This window comes from Actinomadura darangshiensis (genome assembly GCF_004349235.1).
Lineage (GTDB): Bacteria > Actinomycetota > Actinomycetes > Streptosporangiales > Streptosporangiaceae > Spirillospora > Spirillospora darangshiensis.
The window spans coordinates 17,255-38,488 of the sequence record NZ_SMKY01000042.1 but is presented as its reverse complement, the minus strand read 5'-3'; the positions used below and the strand labels follow the sequence as shown (position 1 = coordinate 38,488).

Sequence of the window (21,234 nt, the reverse complement as noted above, 5' to 3'; positions counted from 1 at the left end):
CGGCAAGAAGGGCATCGCATGCGACTCGGGATGGGCACGGCTGCCGCCTCGCGCCTGGAGTTCCGTTACGCCTGACCCGTCGCCGGACGGGTTGAGGGCCGCAACTCCCTGTTGTGGGGCGGGCCAGGTCATGGCCTATTTCCGCCTCTCCCGAGGAGTTCTCCTTGCATGCCCTCAGTTCCGCGCGTCTGGGCGCGGACTTCACCAAGCTCTGGGCCGCCTCGGCCGTCTCCAACATCGGTGACGGCGTCACCATGGTCGCCGGTCCGCTGCTCACCAGCACCCTGACCCGGGACCCGGCGCTGATAGCGGGTGCCGCGTTCGTCCAAGCCCTCCCCTGGTTACTGTTCTCCCTGATCAGCGGCGCCTACGTGGACAGGGTCGACCGCCGGCGGCTGATCCTGGCGGTCGACCTGGCCCGCGGCGCCACACTCGCCGCGCTCTCGGCGCTGATCGCCACTGGCACGGTGACCATCCCGCTGCTCTATGGGGTGTTCTTCCTGCTGGGCACCGGTGAGACCCTCGCCGACACCGCATCGGTGGCCCGGCTCCCCGCCATCGTGCCGCCCGAACGCCTGACATCGGCGAACGCACTGCTGATGGCCACCTTCACCATCGGCAACCAGTTCCTGGCCAAGCCACTGGGCGCGGCACTGTTCCTCATGGCCGCCGCGGTTCCGTTCGGGGTCAACGCCGTCACCTTCGTGGTCGCGGCGGTCCTGGTCGCGTCGATGCGTCCGGTTCACATCGATGACGTCCCACAGCCTCGGCGTGCGCTGCGCAACGAAATCGCCGAAGGGCTGCGATGGCTGTGGTCGCAACAACTGCTGCGCACTTTGGCGGTGGCCATGGCGGTCGCCAATCTGGCGTTCTGCGGCGCGTTCGCGGTCTTCGTCCTCTACGCAGAGGAGCGTCTCGGGCTCTCCCCAGCCGGGTACGGACTCCTGCTGACGACCTTCGGCGTCGGCGGTCTTGTCGGTACCGCGTTGGCGGACCGTCTGCAGCGGCGCCTCGGCGCGGCCGTGCTCCTGCGGGCCGGCCTCGTGGTCGAGGCGGCGACCCATCTGACCCTCGCCCTCACCCGGCAGACATGGCTGGCCGCTGCGATCCTGGTGATCTTCGGGGTGCACACGATGGTCTGGGGCGTGATCGCCGGCACCGTGCGCCAGCGGATGACGCCCGACCGCCTGCGCGGGCGGGTCAGCGGCGTCCATGCACTGATAGACGCCGGTGGCGTGGCGGCCGGCATGCTGTGGGGCGGGCTCGCGGCGCACAGCGTCGCGGTCACGACCCCGTTCTGGATCGCCGCCGCCCTGACGTCCCTGGTCACGCTGACATCCTGGCGATCGCTGGGCCGCGCCTCGCCGTTCGGGTGAACGGGAATCGGGCCACCGTCCCATTTCGGAAGGCATGGGCACCTAAGGCGGATCCCGCCGCTCCTTGTCACTGGGCAGAACGCCCCTCGCGCTTCGTTATGGCTGCAGCTACGAGCACATCTGGCTACGGACTCTGCCCGTCGGCTCCTGACCCGGCCGTTCCCCCTTCTCTGATCTCCCTTTATCGTCTATCGTCGATTAACGATGGATCAAGAGAAAGGGCCGCTCGACCGGGCCGCCGCGACCGAGTACGCGTCCTGGTTCAAGGCGCTGTCCGACCCGACGCGCATCCAGATCGTGTCGCTGCTGGCGCGCCAAGGACGTCCGATGAGCGTCGGGGAGATCGTCGAGACCGTCCACGTCGGCCAGTCGACCGTCTCCGCGCACCTCAAGGTGCTGTCGGAGGTGCGGTTCGTGCTGGCCGACCAGCACGGCACCGCCCGCTACTACCGGATCAACCAGGCGTGCGTGGCGTGCTTCCCCACCGTCGCCGACATCGTCATGGGGCTGCCCGCCCCGGCCTGCCCACCCGAGAAGGACACCTGATGCACGACTCCGCCGCTGATCCGGCCACCGGCTAACGGCAGACCACCATGTCACCGCACCAGCGAACCGAACTCGGTATCGGTGTCCGCGCCATGCGCCCAGCGGACGCCGATCAAGTACTGGCGATCTACCAGCACGGGCTCGACACCGGTCACGCGAGTTTCGAGACCGTCGCTCCCACCTGGTCCGACTTCGACGCCGCCAAGCTCGACCGGTACCGGTACGTCGCCACCGGACCCGAAGCGGACAGCGTGCTGGGGTGGGTCGCCGCCGGCCCGGTCTCCGACCGCTGCTGCTACGCCGGCGTGATCGAGCACAGCGTCTACGTCGGTCCCCGCGCCCGCGGGCTCGGTATCGGCGCGGCCCTGCTCAGCACCTTGATCGCCGCCACCGAGGCCGACGGCATCTGGACCATCCAGTCCGGTGTCTTCCCGGAGAACACCGCCAGCCTGCGCCTGCACGCCAGAGCCGGATTCCGCACCGTCGGTACACGTCGGCGCATCGGCCGTCTCCACGGCCGCTGGCGCGACGTCGTCCTCCTGGAACGCCGAAGCCCCAGCGTCCTCTGACCGGCCGCGGGCGATTCGCTCAGGTCATTCGCTCTGGACGTCGTCTCTGAGCAGAAGGGTCAGTTCGGCGGCGATGGGAGCCTCGCCTGGCAGGTCGGGTTGGTAGAGGGAGATCCGCGCGTGCGTGCCGAGTTCCTTGCCGAAGACGTCGACCAAGAGGTCGGACGCACCGTTCACGACGGCGGGTGCTTCGGCGAAGCCCGGTGCGCTGTTGACGTGGCCCGCCAGTCTCACGACGCGGGCGACGTGGTCGAGACTGCCCAGCTCGGCGCGTGCCATGGCCAGCAGGTTGATCGCGACCAGCCGCGCCGAGGCGCGTCCCTCCTCGACGGTCAGGTCACGGCCCAGCTTGCCCGTGATGGGCAGGTGGTCCCGGCCGTCGGCGTCCTTCTGCGTCCCGTACGTGCCGGACACGAAGAAGAACCCGCCGGCCCGCACCCCGTACACGAAGTTGCCGATGGGGTCCGGCGGCCGCACCTCGTCGAGTCCGAGGCGGACGAGAGCCTGCTCAGGAGATTCACTGGTCGTCATGCTCACGATCTTCGTCTGGGCGCCGGGCCCGCCGAAACCCCTTGGGCCGTCCGGCGACCGGCGGTACGGGGACGCGCCGCGAGGGCGAGGGCGCCCAGGACGAGCAGGCTCCAGCCGCCCGAGGCGGGTTCCAGGACGGAGATCGCCGCGCCGAGGACCAGCAGGATCCAGCCGGTCTCGGCGGGCACCTCACCTGTGGCGATCACGGAGCGCCGGACGAGCAGGCCCAGGCTGAAGAGGGCGGCGCCGCCGAGCAGGAACCAGAGCGCCGTCATGCGGGCATCGTCGTCGTTGGCGACGGTGTTCCACAGCCCTTCCGAGACGATGCCGCGCCACTGGGAGCGGCTCTCGCTCAGGCCCACCAGCACGTGCGCGGTGGCGACGGTGAGCATCAGCCGCGGGATCCAGCGGCGCAGGCTCGTCGTGGCGGCGGTCACGGCTGCGCGATCCGCTCTGCGGAGGCGGACGAGGCGCGGGCGCCCGCGGCGGCCATCCCTGCGATGATCATGTGGTGGAACGGGCGGATGACGCCGAAGTAGAACCGGCCGGCCCGGCGGTGGTACTTCACCAGGGTGGCCAGCTCGAACCGGGTGCGCGGGTCCGCCGATGGCGCGGTGGTGATGGCGAGCCAGGCGGTCAGGTGGTCGTCGGTCGTCTCGAGGACGAGGTAGCGCTCCTCGGCCGCATCGGTGACGGTGAAGAACGCGATGTGGTCGCCAGGGGTGAAGGACAGGTCCTCGGGCCTCGCCGGTGTACCGAGCGGCACGTCCGGTTCACGCAGGCGCAGCAGCCGTGCGAAGAGGGCCCTGGCCTTGAACAGCCCCCTCATCCAGGCGGGACGCCAGCCCATGGCGCCGGCGGTGAACTCTCGCAGGGTGGCCTCGGACTCCACGGTCCGAACGCCCACGTGGTCGGCGCCGGCCAGCAGGCCGGCCAGTTCGGGAACGGTGCCGATGATTCTCATGACGGGTCCTCTCCGAGGTCCATGAGCGGGAGCAGCAGTTCGTAGATCTCGTGTTTCCCGGCGGCGGGCAGCGGCGGCATCAGGTGCGCGCCTCCGATCAGCACCAGGTACAGCAGCGTGGCCATCTGGACGGGGGACGCGTGCCCGGCGCTTTCGCAGAGCCCCCGCAGGTACTCGATGCGCCTCGCGTCCACGCGCTGCTGCATCGCCGCCGCCTCGGGGTCCTGCTTCGCCCACGCGCGCACCGCGATCTCCAGCCCGGGGCCGGTGTCGTTGACCGCCTCGGCGGTGAGCCGTTCCAGCTTCTCCCGCGCGGGCAGATCACCGGCCTCCTCCACCACGTCGATGATCGCCGTGGTGTAGCGGTCCTCGTAATGGCTCAGCAGGCGGGTCCGGAACTTCGGCATGGAGCCGAAATGGTGGTAGAAGGCGCCCTTGGACATGCCCATGCGCTCGCACATCCGGTCCAGGGTCACCGCCGGGGCGCCCTGTTCCGCGAGCAGCGCCAGGCCCTCCTCCAGCCACGCCGTCGCGCCGCCGTTTCCCATGCCCACCTCCGTACCAAACCTTTTGGTATGGAGCTTAGCACCATGCCGCCGACGCGGCTCCCCGGGGGGCGTGGCATGCCGCGGGAAAGGTGGTGATCAGGTCTTCTCGATGTCGTCCGGGCCCCAGTGGGCGTCCATCCGGACGATCTTTCCGTCCGCGCCGAACGTCATGACGTCGATGGCGCGGATGCGCAGGCCGGGGACGTCGATGGTGAAGGCCATGGCCGCGCGGTCGCCGTGGGAGCCGCGGATGGGGCCGTCCAGGCCGAGCTTGGCGCCGCCGGCGATGGCGCCCGTGTAGAACTCCTCGATCGCGGCGCGGCCGACGAGCTGCGGGTTGCCGACCGGGTCCTCGACCACGGCGTCCTCGGCGTAGAGCCCGGTTATGGCCGCGGCGTCACCGGCGTTGAAGGCGTCGATGTAGGCCTGGAGTACCTGCTTCATGTGTTCCTGCGTCGGCATGGACGAAGCCTAGCAAGCGATTGCTTACCGCTCCACGGGCCGCGGACGCCCCTGGCCACCAGCCGGTGTGATCACGCCGGAGCGGCCTGCCCCTCGCGAGGGCGCGGCAGGACGGGCTGCAGGCCGCGTTCGGCGCAGGCCGCCAAGGCTTCGAGGAGATCGGACGGGCCCGCGGTGGCGTCGTCGTAGTGCCAGAAGCGGATGAGCGTCTCGCCCTCGACCCCGGGGTTGAAACGGCCCAGGGCGAAGCAGCCCGCGATGGCCAGGCGGACGATGACCCGGGAGCTGTCGTCCAGCTGCGCCACGTAGGCGGCCGCGTCGATGAGGCCGATCGCGGCGCGGGCGTTGCGGCCGTCGTCGCAGGGGTCGGGCCGGTTGATCCGCCATTGCGCGTACGGGCGCAGGTAGTCCGCGATCATGCAGGTTCTGAGCACGTTCTCATGCTGGAGCCGCGCGGGCGCGCGGGCGCGGGCTTTGACCGAGCCCTTGCCGGACGCTGACCGATGATCAGCCGCTGAGGCCGTTCCGGTAGGCGTAGGTGACCGCCTGGGCGCGGTCGCGGAGGTTGGCCTTGGCGAACAGGTTGTTGATGTGCGTCTTGACGGTCGCCTCGGAGATGAACAGGTCCCCGGCGATCTCGGAGTTGGAGCGTCCCTGCGCGATGAGGGTGAGCACCTCGGCCTCGCGCCGGGTCAGGCCGTCCGGCAGCGCGCTCTGGGCGGCCCGGTGCGGGCTCTCACCGACGGCGACGGCCTCGACCAGGCGGCGCTGGACGGCCGGGTCGAGCTGGGACGCTCCCCCGCGGACGGCGGCGACGGCGCGGGCGATCTCGTCGGCGTCGGCGTCCTTGGTGAGGTAGCCGCGGGCGCCGGCGCGCAGCGCGGCGAAGATCGACTCGTCGTCGGCGTAGGTGGTGAGGACGACGATGCCGACGTCCGGGTGCGACTCCTTAATGCGGCGGGTCGCCTCGACGCCGTCCACGCGCGGCATCCGCAGGTCCATGAGGACGACGTCCGGACGCAGGTCGCCGACCATCGCGACGGCCTGCTCGCCGTCGCCGCACGCCCCGGCCACCTCGATGCCGGGCAGCAGTTCCAGCAGGAGGACCAGCCCCTCACGCACCACCGTCTGGTCGTCGACGACCATGATCCTCGTCTTGTCGCTCACCGCGTCCGTCTCCCGTCACGCCGGCACCCGGAGGGACACCCGGAATCCCTTGCCGTCCGGCCCGGTGACAAGCGTGCCATCGATCAGCTCGGCGCGCTCCCGCATGCCCACCAGGCCGTAGCCGCCCCCGGGCAGTTCCACGACGGGCTCGGTCCCGCCGGTATCGGTCACTTCGAGCTGGACCTCGTCCCTGAGGTAGCGCAACGTGACCTGTGCGCGCGCGCCGGGAGCGTGTTTGCGGACGTTGGTGAGCGCCTCCTGCGCGGTGCGTACGACGGCCAGCCCTGCCTGCGGTGACACTTCGCGCGGCACACCGGTCACTTGCACGTCGCACGGGCGGCCGGTGCTGGCGTAGAACTCCTCGGCGAGTTCCGCGATGACTTCCTTGGGCTCCGCCACCTCCCCGCGGAGCGTGGCCAGGGCCCGCCTTGTCTCTTCCAGGCCGGAGCGGGCGAGGTTCCGCGCGCGCTCTACCCGGTCCAGGGCTTGGACGCGGTCACCGTCCCGCGCCAGGAGTAGCCGGGCCCCTTCCAGATGGACGATCTGCGCCGACAGCGAATGGGCCAGAATGTCGTGGATCTCCCGTGCAAGGTGTGACCGCTCGGCGAGCACGGCGTTCGCGGCCTCCGCCCGGTGGGTCGCCTCCTGCGCGGCCTTGCCCTGGCGGCTGGCGACCGCCCCCAGCGTCAGCCCCACGAACGCCGACATCAGCCCGAGATCGGCGCCACTGGACCGGAAACCCTCCCCGAGCCCGCCGATCGCGGCGATCGTCAGCACGCTCACCGTGATGCCCCATCTCAGCGGCAGCCGCATCATCAGCACCCAGAGCCCCGCCATGCAGAAGAAGAACCCGCCTCCGGCGTGCGGTGCGATCGTGTAGAGCACCATCGCCGCCACCATGGACGCGACCAGCAGGACGATCCCCGGCACCCGGTACGGCGCGTCCTTGCTCCGTCCGAGCCAGATGCCGGCTCCCAGCAGGGCGAACATGACCAGGTTGAGCACGACGAGGGCCAGGCCAATGCCATGCCAGGCGGGCTTCGGCTCCTCGTGCAGGAAGCCGCGGACGTAGGAGGTTATGCCCCAGGTCAGCAGGATGCCGATGACGAGAACGCGAGTGACCCGTTCCCCGGTGGTCTTCACGGTACGACGCTAACCGGTCCGGACCCGCCGAGCCGCCTGGCCCGCAGGCCGACGATGAGGTTCTGGACGAGCAGCGTCACGCTGAGGAAGAGCAGCACGGTTCCGGTCGCCGGCTCGATCCCGGCCGCGTCCCCGGCACCGATGAACGCCACGCGGACCGCGAGCGTCAACAGCCACGCCCCGAGCGTCCAGGGGGTACCGCGGCGCCACAGTGCCCCGTCGTTTCCCCGCCACAGCCGGACAGTGACCGCGCGCAGAACACCGACCGCGACGGCGGCGACGGCCTCGCCCGCGAGCAGCGCGATGCTGAGCGCGGGATGCGCATCGTCGACCAGCCCGCCCTGGGCGATCCCGACCACGGCGAGGACCAGCGGAACGGTGTACGCGCGGCGGCCGCCCAGGGGACGCGCCCGCAACTGCTCGTACATGACCAGCGCGAGCACGACGACGGCGAGAAGAACATTGGCCAGCAAGCTCATGGGCTCGACGCTATGGAGCGGCGCCCTGGACGCGGATCGGAGCGCGGTTGGACTTCCCGTTCTCCACCCGGAGGTGGAGCGTCAGGTGTCGATGCGCTCCATGTCGAGCTCGGTGGCGCCGGCGGTGAGGAACGCGCGGCGCGGCGCGACATCGCTGCCCATCAGCAGGTCGAACACCTTCGCCGCCTCCTCGGCGTCCTCGATGCGGACGCGCCGGAGCACCCGGTGCCGGGGGTCGAGGGTCGTCTCGGCCAGCTGGTCGGCGTCCATCTCACCGAGGCCCTTGTAGCGCTGGATCGGCTCCTTCCAGCGCTGGCCCTTGCGCTCCAGCTCGACGAGCCGCTGCCGCAGCTCGGCGTCGGAGTAGGTGTAGATGTACTTCTCCTGCCCCTTCTTCGGCTTGATGAGCTCGATGCGGTGCAGCGGCGGCACGGCGGAGAAGATCCGCCCGGCCTCCAGCATCGGGCTCATGTAGCGGTGGAAGAGGGTCAGCAGCAGGGTGCGGATGTGGGCGCCGTCGACGTCGGCGTCGGCGAGGATCACCACGCGGCCGTAGCGGGCGGCGTCGATGTCGAACGTGCGGCCCGAGCCGGCGCCGAGCACCTGGATGATCGCGGCGCACTCGGCGTTCTTCAGCATGTCGGCGACGGACGCCTTCTGCACGTTGAGGATCTTGCCGCGGATCGGCAGCAGCGCCTGGAACTCGGAGTTGCGGGCGAGCTTGGCGGTGCCGAGCGCGGAGTCGCCCTCGACGATGAACAGCTCGCTGCGGTCGTCGGCCGTGCGGCAGTCGACGAGCTTGGCCGGCAGGGCGGAGTTCTCCAGGGCGTTCTTGCGCCGCTGGTTGTCGCGCTGGGTGCGGGCGGCGATGCGGGTCTTGGCCGCGCCGACGACCTTCTCCAGGACGGCCCGGAGCGGCTGCTTCTGGCCGCGCGGCGGGTTCTCGAAGATCGCGCGCAGCTCGCGCATCACGACCTGGGAGACGATGCGGGTGGCCGCGGACGTGCCGAGGACCTCCTTGGTCTGCCCCTCGAACTGCGGCTCGGGCAGCCGGACCGTCACCACCGCGGTGAGGCCCTCCAGGACGTCCTCCTTGATGACGTCCTCGTCGCCGTTCTTCAGCAGCCTCACGGCGCGCAGCTGCTCGTTGAGCACCTTGAGGACGGCGCGATCGAAGCCGCGCAGGTGGGTGCCGCCCTTCGGGGTCGCGATGACGTTGACGAACGACTTGGTGATGGTGTCGTAGCCGCTCCCCCAGCGCAGCGCGATGTCGACCTCGAGGTCGCGCTCCACGTCGGTGGGGGTCAGGTGGCCCTGGTCGTCCAGGACGGGGACGGTCTCGGTGAAGTGGCCGCGCCCCTGGAGCCGCAGCACGTCGATGAGCGCGGTGTCCTTGGCGAGGTAGGTGCAGAACTCGCTGATGCCGCCGTCGAACCGGAACGTCTCGTCGAGGATCTCCTCGCCGCGCTCGTCACGGAGATCGATGGTGAGGCCGGGGATGAGGAACGCGGTCTGGCGCATCCGGTCGAGGACGAGCGCCTGGTCGATCGTGGAGTCCTTCAGGAAGATCTGCAGGTCCGGCCAGAAGCGGACACGGGTGCCGGTGACCTTCTTGGCGACCTTCCGGACCTGCCGGAGGCCCGACTTCTTCTTGAACCGGGCGTTGGGGCGTCCCTCGTCGGCGAACTCGCCGGGCAGGCCCCGCCGGAAACTGATCGCGTGCGTGTGCCCGTCACGGTCGACCTCCACGTCGAGCCGGGCGGACAGGGCGTTGACGACGGACGCGCCGACACCGTGCAGACCACCGGACGCCGTGTAGGACACGCCGCCGAACTTGCCGCCCGCGTGCAGCCGCGTCATCACCAGCTCGATGCCAGGGAGACCCGTCTTGGGCTCCAGGTCGACCGGGATACCGCGGCCGTTGTCACCCACCTCGAAGGACCCGTCGGCGTGCAGGATCACGCTGATGTGGGTGCAGTAGCCGGCGAGGGCCTCGTCGACGCAGTTGTCGACGATCTCCCACAGGCAGTGGGCGAGGCCCCGGCTGTCGGTCGACCCGACGTACATGCCGGGTCGCTTGCGCACGGCCTCCAGGCCCTCCAGCACCGACAGGTGCCGGGCGGAGTAGCCGTGCGGGTCATCGGTTGGCACTTCGGCGGTCGCGGCGGTCAACGTGCGTGTGCTCCTCGGGGGTAGGACGGTCGGCAGCAGGGTACCCCCGGCCACCGACAATCCACCGAAAGGCTCGCCGCCGCCGACGTTCCGGCACGTCCGCGCGGCGCGCTTGGACGGTTCGCCAGGCTACCCGCACTTCGACTTCTAGACCCGGACGTCCACCTTTAGGTGGGTGTGCGCAGGACACATACGTTCCTAAAGTCCTCCCCATGGCGCAAACGATCGAGGTCACGGGCCTTCGCAAGCGATACGGGGACGTCCGGGCGGTGGACGGGGTGACGTTCGCGGTCGAGGAGGGCGAGTTCTTCGGCATCCTCGGCCCGAACGGGGCCGGCAAGACCACGACGCTGGAGATCATCGAGGGGCTGCGGGAACCCGACGAGGGCGACCTGACGGTGCTCGGGCTGTCCCCGTGGCCGCGCAATCCGAAACTGCTGCCCCGGATCGGCGTCCAGTTGCAGGCGTCGGCGTTCTTCGAGCGGCTCACCGCGCGCGAGCAGTTGCAGACCTTCGGCTCGCTCTACGGCGTCCCCGCCAAGAAGGCCGACGCGATGCTCGAACTGGTCGGGCTGGACGACAAGGCCGACGTACGGGTGGAGAAGCTGTCGGGCGGCCAGGCGCAGCGCCTCTCCATCGCGTGCGCGCTCGTGCACGACCCAGAGCTCCTGTTCCTGGACGAGCCGACCGCCGCTCTCGACCCGCAGGCGCGCCGCAACCTCTGGGACGTGCTCCGCGAGATCAGCACAGAGGGCCGCAGCATCGTCCTGACCACGCACTACATGGACGAGGCCGAGAGCCTCTGCGACCGCGTCGCCATCATGGACGCGGGCAAGATCTTGAAGCTCGGCCCACCGGCCGTCCTCGTGCGCGGGCTGGACGCACCCGCCCGGATCAGCGTGGCGAGCGGTGTCCTGGCCGTCGAGGACGCGCGCGTCCTGCCGGGTGCGGACGAGGCCGGCGACGACGGCGTCTCGCTGACGATCTCCACGCGCGACCCGTCCGCCGTGGTCGCGGCGATGGCCGCCAAGGACGCGCTGGACGGCGTCCAGATCCGCGGCGCCACCCTTGAGGACGTCTTTCTGGAGCTCACCGGACGGGAGTACAGGGCGTGAGCACGTACGAGAGTTTCAAGAGCCTGTCGCGGGCCATGTTCCTGGGCTTCAAGCGAGACCGCACGGCGCTGTTCTTCACGGTGCTGTTCCCCTTGATGTTCCTGGTCATCTTCGGCGGGATCTTCGGTCACCAGACGACGTCGAAGGTGAAGGTCCTGGAGGTCGGCCAGGCGTCGATCATCGACCGGGCCGTGGCGGGCGGATCCGACCAGCTCGGCAAGGTCATGGAGGTCAAGAAGACGTCGGACCGCACCGACGCCCTGCGCAAGGTGGAGAAGGGCGACGCGGACGCGGTCGTCGAGCAGGACGGAAACCGGCTGGTCGTGCACTACTCCGCGGCCGACCAGGTCAAGTCGGGGACGGTGCGGGGGCTGATGAACTCGATCGTCGAGTCGGCGAACGTGTCGGCGACCGGCAAGCCCCCCGCCTTCACGGTGGCCAACAAGCAGGTGGAGGACGACTCGCTGAAGGCGATCCAGTTCTTCACGCCGAGTCTCCTGGGCTGGGCCCTGGCGTCGGCCGGCGTTTTCGGGGCATCCCAGACACTGGTGACGTGGCGGACCAAGGGCATCTTGCGCCGCCTCCAGCTGTCCCCTGCGCCGATACCCACCGTGTTCGCCGCGCGTGTCGCGGTCAGCCTCGCCATAGCCCTCGTCCAGTTCGCGTTGTTCGTGGTGGTGGCGCAGCTGCCGATGTTCGGACTGAAGCTCAGCGGGGCCTGGTGGATGGCGATCCCGATGGTGATCGCGGGCGTGCTCGCCTTCCTGTCGATCGGGATGCTGATCGGCGCCTGGGCCAAGACGCAGGAGACCGCCCAGGCGGTGACGCAGCTGGTGGTGCTGCCGATGGCGTTCCTCGGCGGCTCGTTCTTCCCGCTGGACGCGTCGCCGGCCTGGATGCGGACGCTGTCGTACATCTTCCCGCTGCGGTATCTCAACGAAGGCATGCTGAATGTGATGGGCCGCGGCCTGGGGCCGTCCTCCGCACTGCCGCAAATCGGCGTTCTGCTGGGCGTCGCGGTCGTCGGCGCGCTGATCGCCGTCCGGTTGTTCCGGTGGGATGCCGTCTAATGTGACCTCGGTCACTTATTGGGCCATTCTGCTGTGGGCGTACGAAGAACCAGGTTGGGAACGCCAGCGTCGGGTTAGATGTTGTCCTAAGTACCGACCCCGAGCATGAGGAAGGTGCCGTGACTGGAGCCCTTGCCCCAACCAAGCCGCTGACCGTCGCCGACCGATGCGACCGCTGCGGCGCCCAGGCCTACGTCCGTGCAGTCCTTGTAGGCGGCGGCGACCTTCTGTTCTGCGCCCACCACGGGCGCAAGTACGCAGAGGCGCTCCGCTCCAACGGGGCCGACATTCAGGACGAGACCGACCGGCTCAACGAAACCCCGGCCACCGCCCAGGAGGACGAGCGGTAGCCCTCCAATAGCACGAGCCCCAGGACGGCGGTCACCGGCGACGGTGGCCGCCGTTCGCATTCCGCCCGTTCGGCCCTTCACCGAGCCAATTGGACATGACTTCACAGCGTAATTGAATGATCGCGTATCGTAGTGATGAAAATGCACTCAGGTGAGGCGGATCACAAGATCGACTAAGTTCTCACCTGGACGTGACATTCTTCACTCGGTAGTGGTAGCCGCCGGCCCGCACGAAGCCCTCCGCCTCGTACAGCGCCCGCGCCGGAGCGTTCCGCTCGACGACGACCAGGTACGCCCGTCCGCATCCCTGGTCGCGACCCCAGGCGAGGAGCGCACGCAGGACGCGCCGTCCTAGACCCTGCCTGCGCGCCTCTGGCGCGACGGCCATCGCGTAGATGCCGAGCCACTCGCCTTGGGGCACGCCACGGCCGACGGCGACGCCGTCCAGGGAGGCGTAGCCCGCCGGTACACCGGTGAGGATCTTCTCCGCCGTCGGCAGCTGGTGGTGGTAGCGGCCGTCCACCGACCACCACAGGTCGAGCCACTCCCTGGACGGCGTCTGCTCGACCTCCACACCGTCCTCCTCGTAAGGGCCGGCTATATCCGTCACCATGGCGAGCGTCGGATCGACGATCTCGTAGCCGCGTCCCTCCAGGAATCCGTCGAGACCGTCCGGTCTCGCTTGGGCGTCCATCGAGAACACCGTCGGCAGCCCCAGGGCGCTGTAGAAGCCCTCCACCTGATCGACGGCGTGGCCCACCTCCCCTGGGTCGCCCAGAGGCAGGACGGAGTTGGCCCGCTTGGTCACGCCCTCGGCATGGCGTAGCAGCCAGCCGCCCATATCCTGGCTGGACGGCGCGGGCCACGCCTCGGCGACGAGCCTGCCGAGCTCCGGGAACCGCGTCATCGAGTCACCGCTTTCGGGGGGAATGTGCACATCCTGCTGCCGCCGTCGGAGAAGAAGGCTACCGATGGGGACGGTCCGCCCCTCGACCTTGCGTCGCTGAGCTTCCCCGGCCTCACCCAGGCCCGCGAGCGCGTCCTCGCGGCCCTGGACGAGGCGTGCCGGCGGGACGACGCTCCAGACGTACTGAACCTGCCTGCCGGCCAGGTGGCCGAAGCCTTGGCCCGCAACAAGGCACTCCACGAGGCACCGGCACTGCCGGCGGCGCGGCTCTACACGGGCGTCCTCTACGACAACCTCGACCTCGCCGACCTGGACGCGGAGGCCGCCGCCGAGCAGATCATCGTCTTCTCGGGCCTGTGGGGCGCGCTGAGGCTCACCGACCGCGTCCCGCCCTACCGACTGGCGATGGCGGTGTCGCTGCCGTCTGAGGGCCGTCTGGGAGCGTTGTGGCGCCCGGCGATGCGCGAGGCCCTCCGCCTGGACGACGACCTGATCGTCGACATGCGGTCCGGGCCGTACGCGTCCGCATGGAAGCCGCCGCGCCCGGCCGTCGCCGTACGCGTGTTCCGGGAACGGCTCGTGGGGGGCGCCCCCGAACGGACCGTCGTCAGCCACATGGCCAAGGCCACCCGCGGGCGGATCGCCCACGACCTCCTCAAGACCGGCGCGTCACCGCGCACCCCGGAGGAACTCCAGAAGGCCGTCGCCGACCTCGGCCACACCGCCGAACTGAACGGCACCGACCTCGACGTCATCCTGCACGACTGACGACGCGAAACAGGGCCCCGCCGCATCGACAGGGCCCTGGTTCTCCGCTATCAGTCCAGGTAGTCGCGCAGGACCTGGGACCGGGACGGGTGGCGCAGCTTCGACATCGTCTTGGACTCGATCTGCCGGATGCGCTCCCGGGTCACCCCGTACACCTTGCCGATCTCGTCCAGCGTCTTCGGCTGGCCGTCGGTGAGGCCGAACCGCATCGACACCACGCCCGCCTCACGCTCGCTGAGCGTGTCCAGGACGGAGTGGAGCTGCTCCTGCAGCAGCGTGAAGCTGACCGCGTCGGCCGGGACGATGGCCTCGGAGTCCTCGATGAGGTCGCCGAACTCGCTGTCGCCGTCCTCACCGAGCGGCGTGTGCAGCGAGATGGGCTCGCGGCCGTACTTCTGGACCTCGACGACCTTCTCCGGGGTCATGTCGAGTTCCTTGGCCAGCTCCTCCGGGGTGGGCTCGCGGCCCAGGTCCTGGAGCATCTGCCGCTGCACGCGCGCCAGCTTGTTGATGACCTCGACCATGTGCACCGGGATGCGGATGGTGCGGGCCTGGTCGGCCATCGCGCGGGTGATCGCCTGCCGGATCCACCAGGTGGCGTACGTGGAGAACTTGTAGCCCTTGGTGTAGTCGAACTTCTCGACCGCGCGGATCAGGCCCAGGTTGCCCTCCTGGATCAGGTCCAGGAACAGCATCCCGCGCCCGGTGTAGCGCTTGGCGAGCGAGACGACCAGCCGGAGGTTGGCCTCCAGGAGGTGGTTCTTCGCGCGGCGGCCGTCCTCGGCGATCCACTCGAAGTCCTCGAGGTCTTCCTCGGACATCGCGGGACCGGACACGGCGAGGCGCTCCTCGGCGAAGAGGCCCGCCTCGATGCGCTTGGCGAGCTCCACCTCCTGCTCGGCGTTCAGCAGGGGGACCTTGCCGATCTGCTTGAGGTAGTCCTTGACCGGGTCGGCGGTGGCGCCCGCGGCCGCGATCTGCTGCGCGGGGGCGTCCTCGTCGTCGTCGCCGAGGGTGAAGCCCTCCTCCTCGGACGGGGTGTCCTTCTTGGCGCCGGGCTCGACCTTCGCCGCGGGCGCGGCAGGGGCCTCGTCCTCCTCGGGCGCGCGGGGCGTCTCGGACTCCTCGGCCTCGGCGGCCGTGTCGTTGTCGGTCTCCAGCTCGACGTCGAGGTCGGTCAGGTCTTCGTCGAGGTCGACCACCACCTCGTCGTCGACGTCCGCGTCGTCGGCCTTCTTGCCCTGCTCCGGCTTCGCCGCCTGCACGACGCCCTTCTTCGCGGGCGCGGCCTTCTTGCCCTTGGCCTTGGCGCCCTTGGCGGGCGCGGCCTTCTTGGGCGGCGCGGGCTTGGGCGGCCCGGGCTTGGGCGCGGCCGGGCGCGGCTCGGCGGCGGCCTCCTCCGGAGCGTCGTCCCCGACGACGGCGGTCACCGTGTCGGGCTGCTCCTTGGCGGCGGCGGCGGTCTTGGGCCTGCGTGCCGGCTGCGTCGCACGCTTGCGCGGACGCTTGGGCGCCGCGGAGTCGGCAGCGCTCACCATGACGGTCACACCCTCCTTGCTGAGGCTCCGCAGAATGCTGGAGGCCTTCGACACGGGGATGTCGGCCTCCTCGAACGTACGTCGTACGTCGTCGGCTTCGAGGTAACCCTGGGACCGTCCACGCTCGATCAGTTGCGCGATGACGTGATCGTGCAGATCTGACGCTTTCGAGGTCGAGCTAGCAGGCGACACAAATACCTCTCGAACGAACGTGTGGCTTGGTTGACCCAAGTGCCCTGACGGGCTCGGCCTCACACTGGGTGGGACCACACACGGAGCGGACCTCCCGGTGCGGGACCGCAGCGTACCCGCTCTCTCTGGGTCAAGCATTCTGGCACTGCTGCGCATTCCACCCTGAAGTCCTACCCGGTAACACTCCACCTTAGAGGGCTCCGGACGGTCCTTCGAACGCGCTACACCGACTTCGTGCCGTCTTCGGCCGGCTTCACACGGGCTCGGGCGGGACGTGCAGGGCAAGCACGGTCACATCGTCTACCTGCTCATACCCGGCAAGCATCCGATCGACCAGGAAGTCGACGAGTCTCTCGGGATCTCCTACCACTTCAGGTGGGGCGTCCGCCGCCACGGCGACAAGCTCGTCCAGCCCGGCGTCCACCCCACGCCTACGGTTCTCCACAAGTCCATCGGAATAGAACACCACAGTGTTGCCGGTCTCGATGGAAAAACTTGTCTGCTGCCGCTGGCTCGGCCATCCGAGGGGCGTCCCCGGCTCCAGGGTGCTCACGCGCGCGGGCGCGTCGTGCGAGATCAGCAGGGGCGGCGGGTGGCCCGCGTTACTGAACTCTCCCTCCCCGGACACCGGGTCGATGACCACGTACGCGACGGTGGTGAACTGCTCCTCGTCCTCGGTCGCGCTGAAGAGCCGGTCGAGGCCGGCCAGCACGGCGGCGGGACGCGGATCGTTCAGCGCGAGGGCGCGCAGGGCGTTGCGGACGCGGCCCATTCCGGCCGCGGCGAGCACGCCCTTGCCCATGACGTCGCCCACCGCCACCGCGAGCCGCTGGTCGGGGAGGCGGAAGACGTCGTACCAGTCGCCGCCCACCTGCACGTGGCGTGTCGCGGGGTTGTAGCGGGCGGCGAGGACCATCCCCGGCAGCTGCGGGAGGTCGCTCGGCAGGAGGCTGCGCTGGAGCTCCTCGGCGGTCTTGTGCTCGCGCTCGAACAGCAGGGCCCGCTCCACGGCCAGAGCACACTGGCCTGCGAGCGCCTCCAGGAAGACCCGTTCCTCCTCGGTGATCTCCCTAGGCCGGGTGAACGAGAAACGGAGTGCACCTATGGGCGCGCCGGCCGCGAGGAGCGGCAGACCCACCCAGGCTCGTTCCTCCGTGTGCTGAGCGAACAGATCCCGCTCGCCGTGGCCCAGTTGCAGGCGCAGGCTGTCGGGATGCTCGGCCAGGAACGGCCGGCTCTCACGCACCGCGACCGACATCACGGTCTGGTCGCTGACCTTGATCGCGTCGCGGGAGGCGGAAGCGGTCTCGCCCTCCGCTCCCGGCTGGGACGGGGCCACGATGCTGAGCCGGAGCTTGTCGTCGTCCAGCAACGCGACCGCGGAGTAGTCGGCGCCGATGGCGGACCGTCCGACCTCGGTGATGACCTGGACGACCTGGGAGACGGTCAGGGCCTCGGCCAGCATGGACGTGGCCTGCTGCAAGCGCGCGGTGCGCAGCGCGGCCGCCGACAGCTGCTCGGTAAGCCGGCCCCGCATCTCCTCGGCCTCGCGCTGCCCGGTGACGTCGGTGTTGGCGCCGACCCACTCGATCACCGCGTCGCCTTGCCAGATCGGGACGGCCCGCACGTCGAAGTGCCGGTAGGTGCCGCTCTTGGTGCGAATGCGGTAGTTGGTCTCGAAGACCCGGTTCTCCTCGACGCAGTCGCCCCAGGCCGCCTCGATGCGGGGGCGGTCCTCGGGGTGCACGACCGTCAGCCAGCCGCCGACCGCGTAGTCGTCCGGCGTCTGGCCGGTGATCGCACGCCACTCCGGCGCGTCGTCGATCACGCCGCCGGCCGGGGCCGCGACCCACACCACCTGGGCGCTGGCCTCCACGAGCGAGCGGTAGCGCTGCTCCTTGCGGCGGATGACCTCCTCCGCCCTGCGCCGCTCGGTCACGTCCAAGGCCGTCAGGACGACGCCCAGGCACTCTCCGTCGCCGCCCCTGGCCGGGAGCCACGTGCACGCGAGGATGCGCTCCTCAACGGCCGTGGCGACGCCTGACGCATCACCGGACGTCCCCTGGGACGCGTCGGCGGGGACGACAAGATCCGGGTCGCTCACCGGACGGTCCTCGGCGATCACCTTCCGCAGCGCCGCCTCGAACGCCGACGCCAGCACCTCGGGCAGCGCCTCGGACGGTCTGCGCTGCTGCAGATCGCGCACGGCGACGCCCAGCAGCGCCGCCAGCGCGTCGTTGGCCCGGCGGCAGCGCAGCTCGGGATCGAAGAACGCCAGCCCACCGGGGGCTTCCTTCAGCAAGGTCACGTACAGTGCGGCGTCGGACGCATCCATGGGCTGGCCCTCCACCCCTGAGACGCGGGGATGCGGGACGGACGTCTCGGTGCTCAAGGACAACACCTCCGCCCCAGAGGGTCCCGTACCGCGCGGCAAGTTTTCATCACTATGAGTGAATGGGAGCAGGTTAGCGCTCCCGCCTCCATCACAACACCGGTCGGAGTCAGGTAATCATCATCCCGATGGTTCGCCGCGTACGGAAGCCCTGATGAACATCCTTGTCCCTTCGGCCCCGGACGAACTCGTCGGATTCGGTCACCGTCACGGAAGGACGCGGAGGCGGCCCGCCGGGTCGGCGAGTAGGAGATGTTACGGCGCTGCGGCGTCACAGGGCGTCAACTCGAATCGTTCGGCGAGTTCCGGCCGCCGCACCTCTGCCGCGGCCGCTCCGGGTCTCCCCTACTTGGCGGCCTTGGCGGCGGCTTTCATCTCCTGCTTGAAGGCCCGCACCTTGGCGAGGGACTCGGGACCGGTGATGTCGGCGACGGACCGGTGCGAGCCCTCGTCACCGTAAGCGCCGGCCGCCTCGCGCCAGCCTTCCGGCTGGATCCCGTACTGCTTCCCCAGCAGCGCCAGGAAGATCTGGGCCTTCTGCTTCCCGAAGCCGGGGAGGCCGTTGAGCCGCTTGAACAGCTCCTTGCCGCTGCCGGCGCCCTCCCACACCTTCTCGGCGTCCCCGTCGTACTGGTCCACGAGGTACTGGCACAGCTGCTGCACGCGCTTGGCCATCGAACCGGGATAGCGGTGGACGGCCGGCTTCTCCGACAGGAGCGCCGCGAACCGCTCGGGGTCCTGGGCGGCGATCTCGTGCGCGTCCAGGTCGTCGGCGCCGAGCCGCTGGGCGATGGTGTACGGACCGGAGAACGCCCATTCCATCGGGATCTGCTGGTCGAGCAGCATGCCCACCAGCGCGGCCAGCGGGCTACGTCCGAGCAGCTCGTCGGCTTCGGGACGCTGTGCAAGGTGAACCTTCGTGGCCATGGGCTCAAGCTTAGGGCGGTGTCCAGATCTGTCAGAAGTCTTACGGGGATCCGGGAGACCTGGCGGGCGCGGGGCCGTGGTGCTCGAATGGAGAGGTGAACGAGGAGGAACGAGCCGCAGGCAGCCCGGTCGGACGCCGGGTCGTGCTCGGCATGCTCGGCCTCGGCGCGGCGGGGGTCGCCGTGGGAGCGTCCGTCCAGGACAGGGTGGCGCGGACGCTGGCGCCGGTGGGGCCGATCGGCGATGTCCTGCCGGCCGCCGGAGGATTCCGCTACTACTCCGTCACCGCCGGCGTGAAGCGGCACAGCGTCGAGACCCACCACGTGGCCGTTACCGGCCTCGTCGGCAAGCCGCGGTCGTTCAGCATGGCCGATCTGGCGGGGTTCCCGCAGATGACGCTCGACAAGGACTTCCAGTGCGTGACGGGGTGGCGGGTACCCGACGTGCGGTGGGTCGGCGTGGCACTGCCCGACCTGCTGGACGCGGTCGGAGTGTCCGCCCAAGCCAAGGCTGTGCGGTTCACGTCGTTCGACGGCGTGTACACCGAGTCGTTGACGCTTGAACAGGCGCGCCGCCGGGACGTCCTCGTGGCGACCCAGATGGACGGCAAGCCGGTCACGCACGACCACGGCGGGCCCACGCGGCTCTACGTGGCGCCCATGTACGGCTACAAGTCACTGAAGTGGCTCGGCGGAATCGAGCTGACCGACAAGGTGAAGCCCGGCTACTGGGAGGATCTCGGCTACGACGTGGACGCCTGGGTGGGACGGTCGAACGGGCGTGACGATGAACCGACCTGACCCATCAAGGTGGCTTCTGCGGTTCACCAGGGCGGAACGGTCGATCCATCACGTCACCGCACTGCTGATGCTGGCGTGTTTGGCGACCGCGGCGCTGCTCTACGTGCCTGTGCTGTCGACCCTGGTAGGCCGCAGGGAGATGGTGAAGACCGTCCATGTGTGGTGCGGGTTCGCCTTGCCCGTGCCGATCGTTCTGGGTCTTCTGTCCCGGGCGTTCCGGGCCGACCTCGGCCGGTTGAACAGATTCGTCCCGGCGGACTGGGAGTGGCTCAAGCGCGGCGACCGCAGGGCCGTGCAGGGCGGACGCGGGATCCTTCCCGTGGGGAAGTTCAACGCGGGCCAGAAGCTGAACGCGGCGTTCACGGCGGGCGCGATCCTCATCATGCTCGGCACCGGCGAGATCATGACGTTCCCCGGGCCGTGGGGCGATCGGTGGCGGACGGGCGCGACGTTCGTCCACGACTGGCTCTTCCTCATCATCGTCGTGGTGACGGCAGGGCACCTGTGGGAGGCGTCCCGGGACCGCGGCGCCCTCACCGGGATGCTGACCGGGCGCGTGGACCCCGACTGGGCGGCACGCCATCACGTGGACTGGGCCGGCGCCGTGAGCAGATCACGGGAGGCCGGTGGAAAATCACCGAACAGCCAGGAAGACGCGCAGGTCAGGACGGTGGACGGCGATCCGGACGACGGCTCCGGTGAACCCGGTCCGAATTTTGCGAAACGACGTCCGGGTATGTCTTGACTCTCCCCGTAAAAGCGCTGGAATGGGACATCGAGGCGGAGTTCTCCACGGAAGCTCCCATACCAGGGTCGGTCCATGTCGCGCTCCGTCTCGCCCCCGGCGGCGTCCCCGTCCGCCGGAACCCCGTGCGCGGAGGTGTGTGCGTAGATGCCTGCACTAGCCGATCACCGGAGCGAGACCCGCGACGCGCTCGCTCGCCGGCTTTGCGACGAATTCACGACCTTCCCCTCGGACGCCGTCCACCAGTGCGTGGCCGACGTCCAGGCGTGCATGGCCCATCTGGGGCTCGAAGCCACGCCGGCCAAGGTCGAGCGGATGGCGCGTGAACATCTCACCGGAATCCTGAAATCGGAGCCGCCCTCTGGGCGGAACCCCGCCGGCGGGGTGGACGGCTGAGCCGAGACGGCCGATGGCGCGGCGGCGGCCCGTTCCGGTCTTCGGCCGTGTCCCCACCACCGCCCGCGCCGGATCTG

The 21,234-nt window shown here is 69.8% G+C and carries 24 protein-coding genes; 10 read left to right on the top strand and 14 right to left on the bottom strand.

Annotation, left to right across the window (positions count from 1 at the left end):
- Nucleotides 1–113: 113 nt before the first annotated feature.
- From E1293_RS12475 to E1293_RS12465, 3 genes are all read left to right on the top strand, one after another.
- Complete coding sequence (locus E1293_RS12475) at nucleotides 114–1,376, top strand: MFS transporter (protein ID WP_207938809.1); 1,263 nt, start codon at nucleotides 114–116, stop codon at nucleotides 1,374–1,376.
- A gap of 204 nt (nucleotides 1,377–1,580) precedes the next feature.
- Nucleotides 1,581–1,922 (top strand): ArsR/SmtB family transcription factor, encoded by a 342-nt coding sequence (locus E1293_RS12470; RefSeq protein ID WP_132197149.1) that lies wholly within the window; start codon nucleotides 1,581–1,583, stop codon nucleotides 1,920–1,922.
- Between the two features lie 92 nt (nucleotides 1,923–2,014).
- Nucleotides 2,015–2,491, top strand: a complete 477-nt coding sequence (locus E1293_RS12465) for a GNAT family N-acetyltransferase (RefSeq protein ID WP_132197148.1) — start codon at nucleotides 2,015–2,017, stop codon at nucleotides 2,489–2,491.
- 24 nt (nucleotides 2,492–2,515) lie between these two features.
- Here the strand turns inward: E1293_RS12465 and E1293_RS12460 are convergent, their stop codons facing one another.
- From E1293_RS12460 to E1293_RS12415, 10 genes are all read right to left on the bottom strand, one after another.
- Nucleotides 2,516–3,022, bottom strand: a complete 507-nt coding sequence (locus E1293_RS12460; RefSeq protein WP_132197147.1) for a RidA family protein — start codon at nucleotides 3,020–3,022, stop codon at nucleotides 2,516–2,518.
- 2 nt (nucleotides 3,023–3,024) lie between these two features.
- Complete coding sequence (locus E1293_RS12455; protein ID WP_132197146.1) at nucleotides 3,025–3,459, bottom strand: DUF6463 family protein; 435 nt, start codon at nucleotides 3,457–3,459, stop codon at nucleotides 3,025–3,027.
- A complete protein-coding gene (locus tag E1293_RS12450) occupies nucleotides 3,456–3,986 on the bottom strand; it encodes a DUF2867 domain-containing protein (RefSeq protein ID WP_132197145.1) in 531 nt (176 codons plus the stop codon). The genes E1293_RS12455 and E1293_RS12450 overlap by 4 nt, the downstream gene beginning before the upstream one ends.
- Nucleotides 3,983–4,534 carry a TetR/AcrR family transcriptional regulator gene (locus E1293_RS12445; protein ID WP_132197144.1) on the bottom strand — a complete coding sequence of 184 codons (552 nt, stop codon included), beginning with the start codon at nucleotides 4,532–4,534 and terminating at the stop codon, nucleotides 3,983–3,985. Before E1293_RS12445 ends, E1293_RS12450 begins: the two co-directional genes overlap by 4 nt.
- 96 nt (nucleotides 4,535–4,630) lie before the next feature.
- Nucleotides 4,631–4,996: a nuclear transport factor 2 family protein gene (locus tag E1293_RS12440; protein WP_132197143.1), complete on the bottom strand. Its 366-nt coding sequence runs from the start codon at nucleotides 4,994–4,996 to the stop codon at nucleotides 4,631–4,633.
- A 71-nt stretch (nucleotides 4,997–5,067) separates the two neighbouring features.
- Nucleotides 5,068–5,430, bottom strand: a complete 363-nt coding sequence (locus tag E1293_RS12435) for a hypothetical protein (RefSeq protein WP_132197141.1) — start codon at nucleotides 5,428–5,430, stop codon at nucleotides 5,068–5,070.
- 73 nt (nucleotides 5,431–5,503) lie between these two features.
- A complete protein-coding gene (locus E1293_RS12430) occupies nucleotides 5,504–6,163 on the bottom strand; it encodes a response regulator (protein ID WP_207938808.1) in 660 nt (219 codons plus the stop codon).
- Between the two features lie 15 nt (nucleotides 6,164–6,178).
- On the bottom strand, nucleotides 6,179–7,306 hold the full coding sequence (locus E1293_RS12425; RefSeq protein WP_207938807.1) for a sensor histidine kinase: 1,128 nt from the start codon (nucleotides 7,304–7,306) through the stop codon (nucleotides 6,179–6,181).
- Complete coding sequence (locus tag E1293_RS12420; RefSeq protein ID WP_132197139.1) at nucleotides 7,303–7,785, bottom strand: hypothetical protein; 483 nt, start codon at nucleotides 7,783–7,785, stop codon at nucleotides 7,303–7,305. The genes E1293_RS12425 and E1293_RS12420 overlap by 4 nt, the downstream gene beginning before the upstream one ends.
- A gap of 81 nt (nucleotides 7,786–7,866) precedes the next feature.
- On the bottom strand, nucleotides 7,867–9,957 hold the full coding sequence (locus tag E1293_RS12415; RefSeq protein ID WP_132197137.1) for a DNA gyrase/topoisomerase IV subunit B: 2,091 nt from the start codon (nucleotides 9,955–9,957) through the stop codon (nucleotides 7,867–7,869).
- A 212-nt stretch (nucleotides 9,958–10,169) separates the two neighbouring features.
- Between E1293_RS12415 and E1293_RS12410 the strand changes: the two genes are divergently transcribed.
- The 3 genes from E1293_RS12410 to E1293_RS12400 all read left to right on the top strand — a co-directional run bounded on the left by E1293_RS12410 (nucleotide 10,170) and on the right by E1293_RS12400 (nucleotide 12,492).
- Nucleotides 10,170–11,072: an ABC transporter ATP-binding protein gene (locus tag E1293_RS12410; protein WP_132197135.1), complete on the top strand. Its 903-nt coding sequence runs from the start codon at nucleotides 10,170–10,172 to the stop codon at nucleotides 11,070–11,072.
- A complete protein-coding gene (locus tag E1293_RS12405; protein WP_207938806.1) occupies nucleotides 11,069–12,142 on the top strand; it encodes an ABC transporter permease in 1,074 nt (357 codons plus the stop codon). Before E1293_RS12410 ends, E1293_RS12405 begins: the two co-directional genes overlap by 4 nt.
- A 119-nt stretch (nucleotides 12,143–12,261) precedes the next feature.
- A complete protein-coding gene (locus tag E1293_RS12400) occupies nucleotides 12,262–12,492 on the top strand; it encodes a DUF7455 domain-containing protein (protein ID WP_132197133.1) in 231 nt (76 codons plus the stop codon).
- Between the two features lie 181 nt (nucleotides 12,493–12,673).
- Here the strand turns inward: E1293_RS12400 and E1293_RS12395 are convergent, their stop codons facing one another.
- Nucleotides 12,674–13,399: a GNAT family N-acetyltransferase gene (locus E1293_RS12395; RefSeq protein ID WP_132197131.1), complete on the bottom strand. Its 726-nt coding sequence runs from the start codon at nucleotides 13,397–13,399 to the stop codon at nucleotides 12,674–12,676.
- Between the two features lie 24 nt (nucleotides 13,400–13,423).
- Between E1293_RS12395 and E1293_RS12390 the strand changes: the two genes are divergently transcribed.
- On the top strand, nucleotides 13,424–14,167 hold the full coding sequence (locus E1293_RS12390) for a YaaA family protein (protein ID WP_132197129.1): 744 nt from the start codon (nucleotides 13,424–13,426) through the stop codon (nucleotides 14,165–14,167).
- A 50-nt stretch (nucleotides 14,168–14,217) separates the two neighbouring features.
- Here the strand turns inward: E1293_RS12390 and E1293_RS12385 are convergent, their stop codons facing one another.
- The 3 genes from E1293_RS12385 to E1293_RS12375 form a co-directional block, all read right to left on the bottom strand.
- Nucleotides 14,218–15,897, bottom strand: coding sequence for an RNA polymerase sigma factor (locus E1293_RS12385; RefSeq protein ID WP_132197127.1), 1,680 nt, complete (start codon nucleotides 15,895–15,897; stop codon nucleotides 14,218–14,220).
- Nucleotides 15,898–16,150: 253 nt separating this feature from the next.
- Nucleotides 16,151–18,289 (bottom strand): SpoIIE family protein phosphatase, encoded by a 2,139-nt coding sequence (locus tag E1293_RS12380; protein ID WP_132197125.1) that lies wholly within the window; start codon nucleotides 18,287–18,289, stop codon nucleotides 16,151–16,153.
- Nucleotides 18,290–18,634: 345 nt separating this feature from the next.
- Nucleotides 18,635–19,216, bottom strand: coding sequence for an HhH-GPD-type base excision DNA repair protein (locus tag E1293_RS12375; RefSeq protein ID WP_132197123.1), 582 nt, complete (start codon nucleotides 19,214–19,216; stop codon nucleotides 18,635–18,637).
- A gap of 95 nt (nucleotides 19,217–19,311) precedes the next feature.
- Here E1293_RS12375 and E1293_RS12370 point away from each other — a divergent pair, with 95 nt between their 5' ends.
- From E1293_RS12370 to E1293_RS12360, 3 genes are all read left to right on the top strand, one after another.
- Nucleotides 19,312–20,016, top strand: a complete 705-nt coding sequence (locus E1293_RS12370; RefSeq protein WP_207938805.1) for a molybdopterin-dependent oxidoreductase — start codon at nucleotides 19,312–19,314, stop codon at nucleotides 20,014–20,016.
- Nucleotides 20,003–20,761 (top strand): cytochrome b/b6 domain-containing protein, encoded by a 759-nt coding sequence (locus tag E1293_RS12365; protein WP_132197121.1) that lies wholly within the window; start codon nucleotides 20,003–20,005, stop codon nucleotides 20,759–20,761. Before E1293_RS12370 ends, E1293_RS12365 begins: the two co-directional genes overlap by 14 nt.
- Before the next feature lie 147 nt (nucleotides 20,762–20,908).
- A complete protein-coding gene (locus E1293_RS12360; RefSeq protein WP_132197119.1) occupies nucleotides 20,909–21,157 on the top strand; it encodes a hypothetical protein in 249 nt (82 codons plus the stop codon).
- The last annotated feature ends 77 nt before the right edge of the window (nucleotides 21,158–21,234 follow it).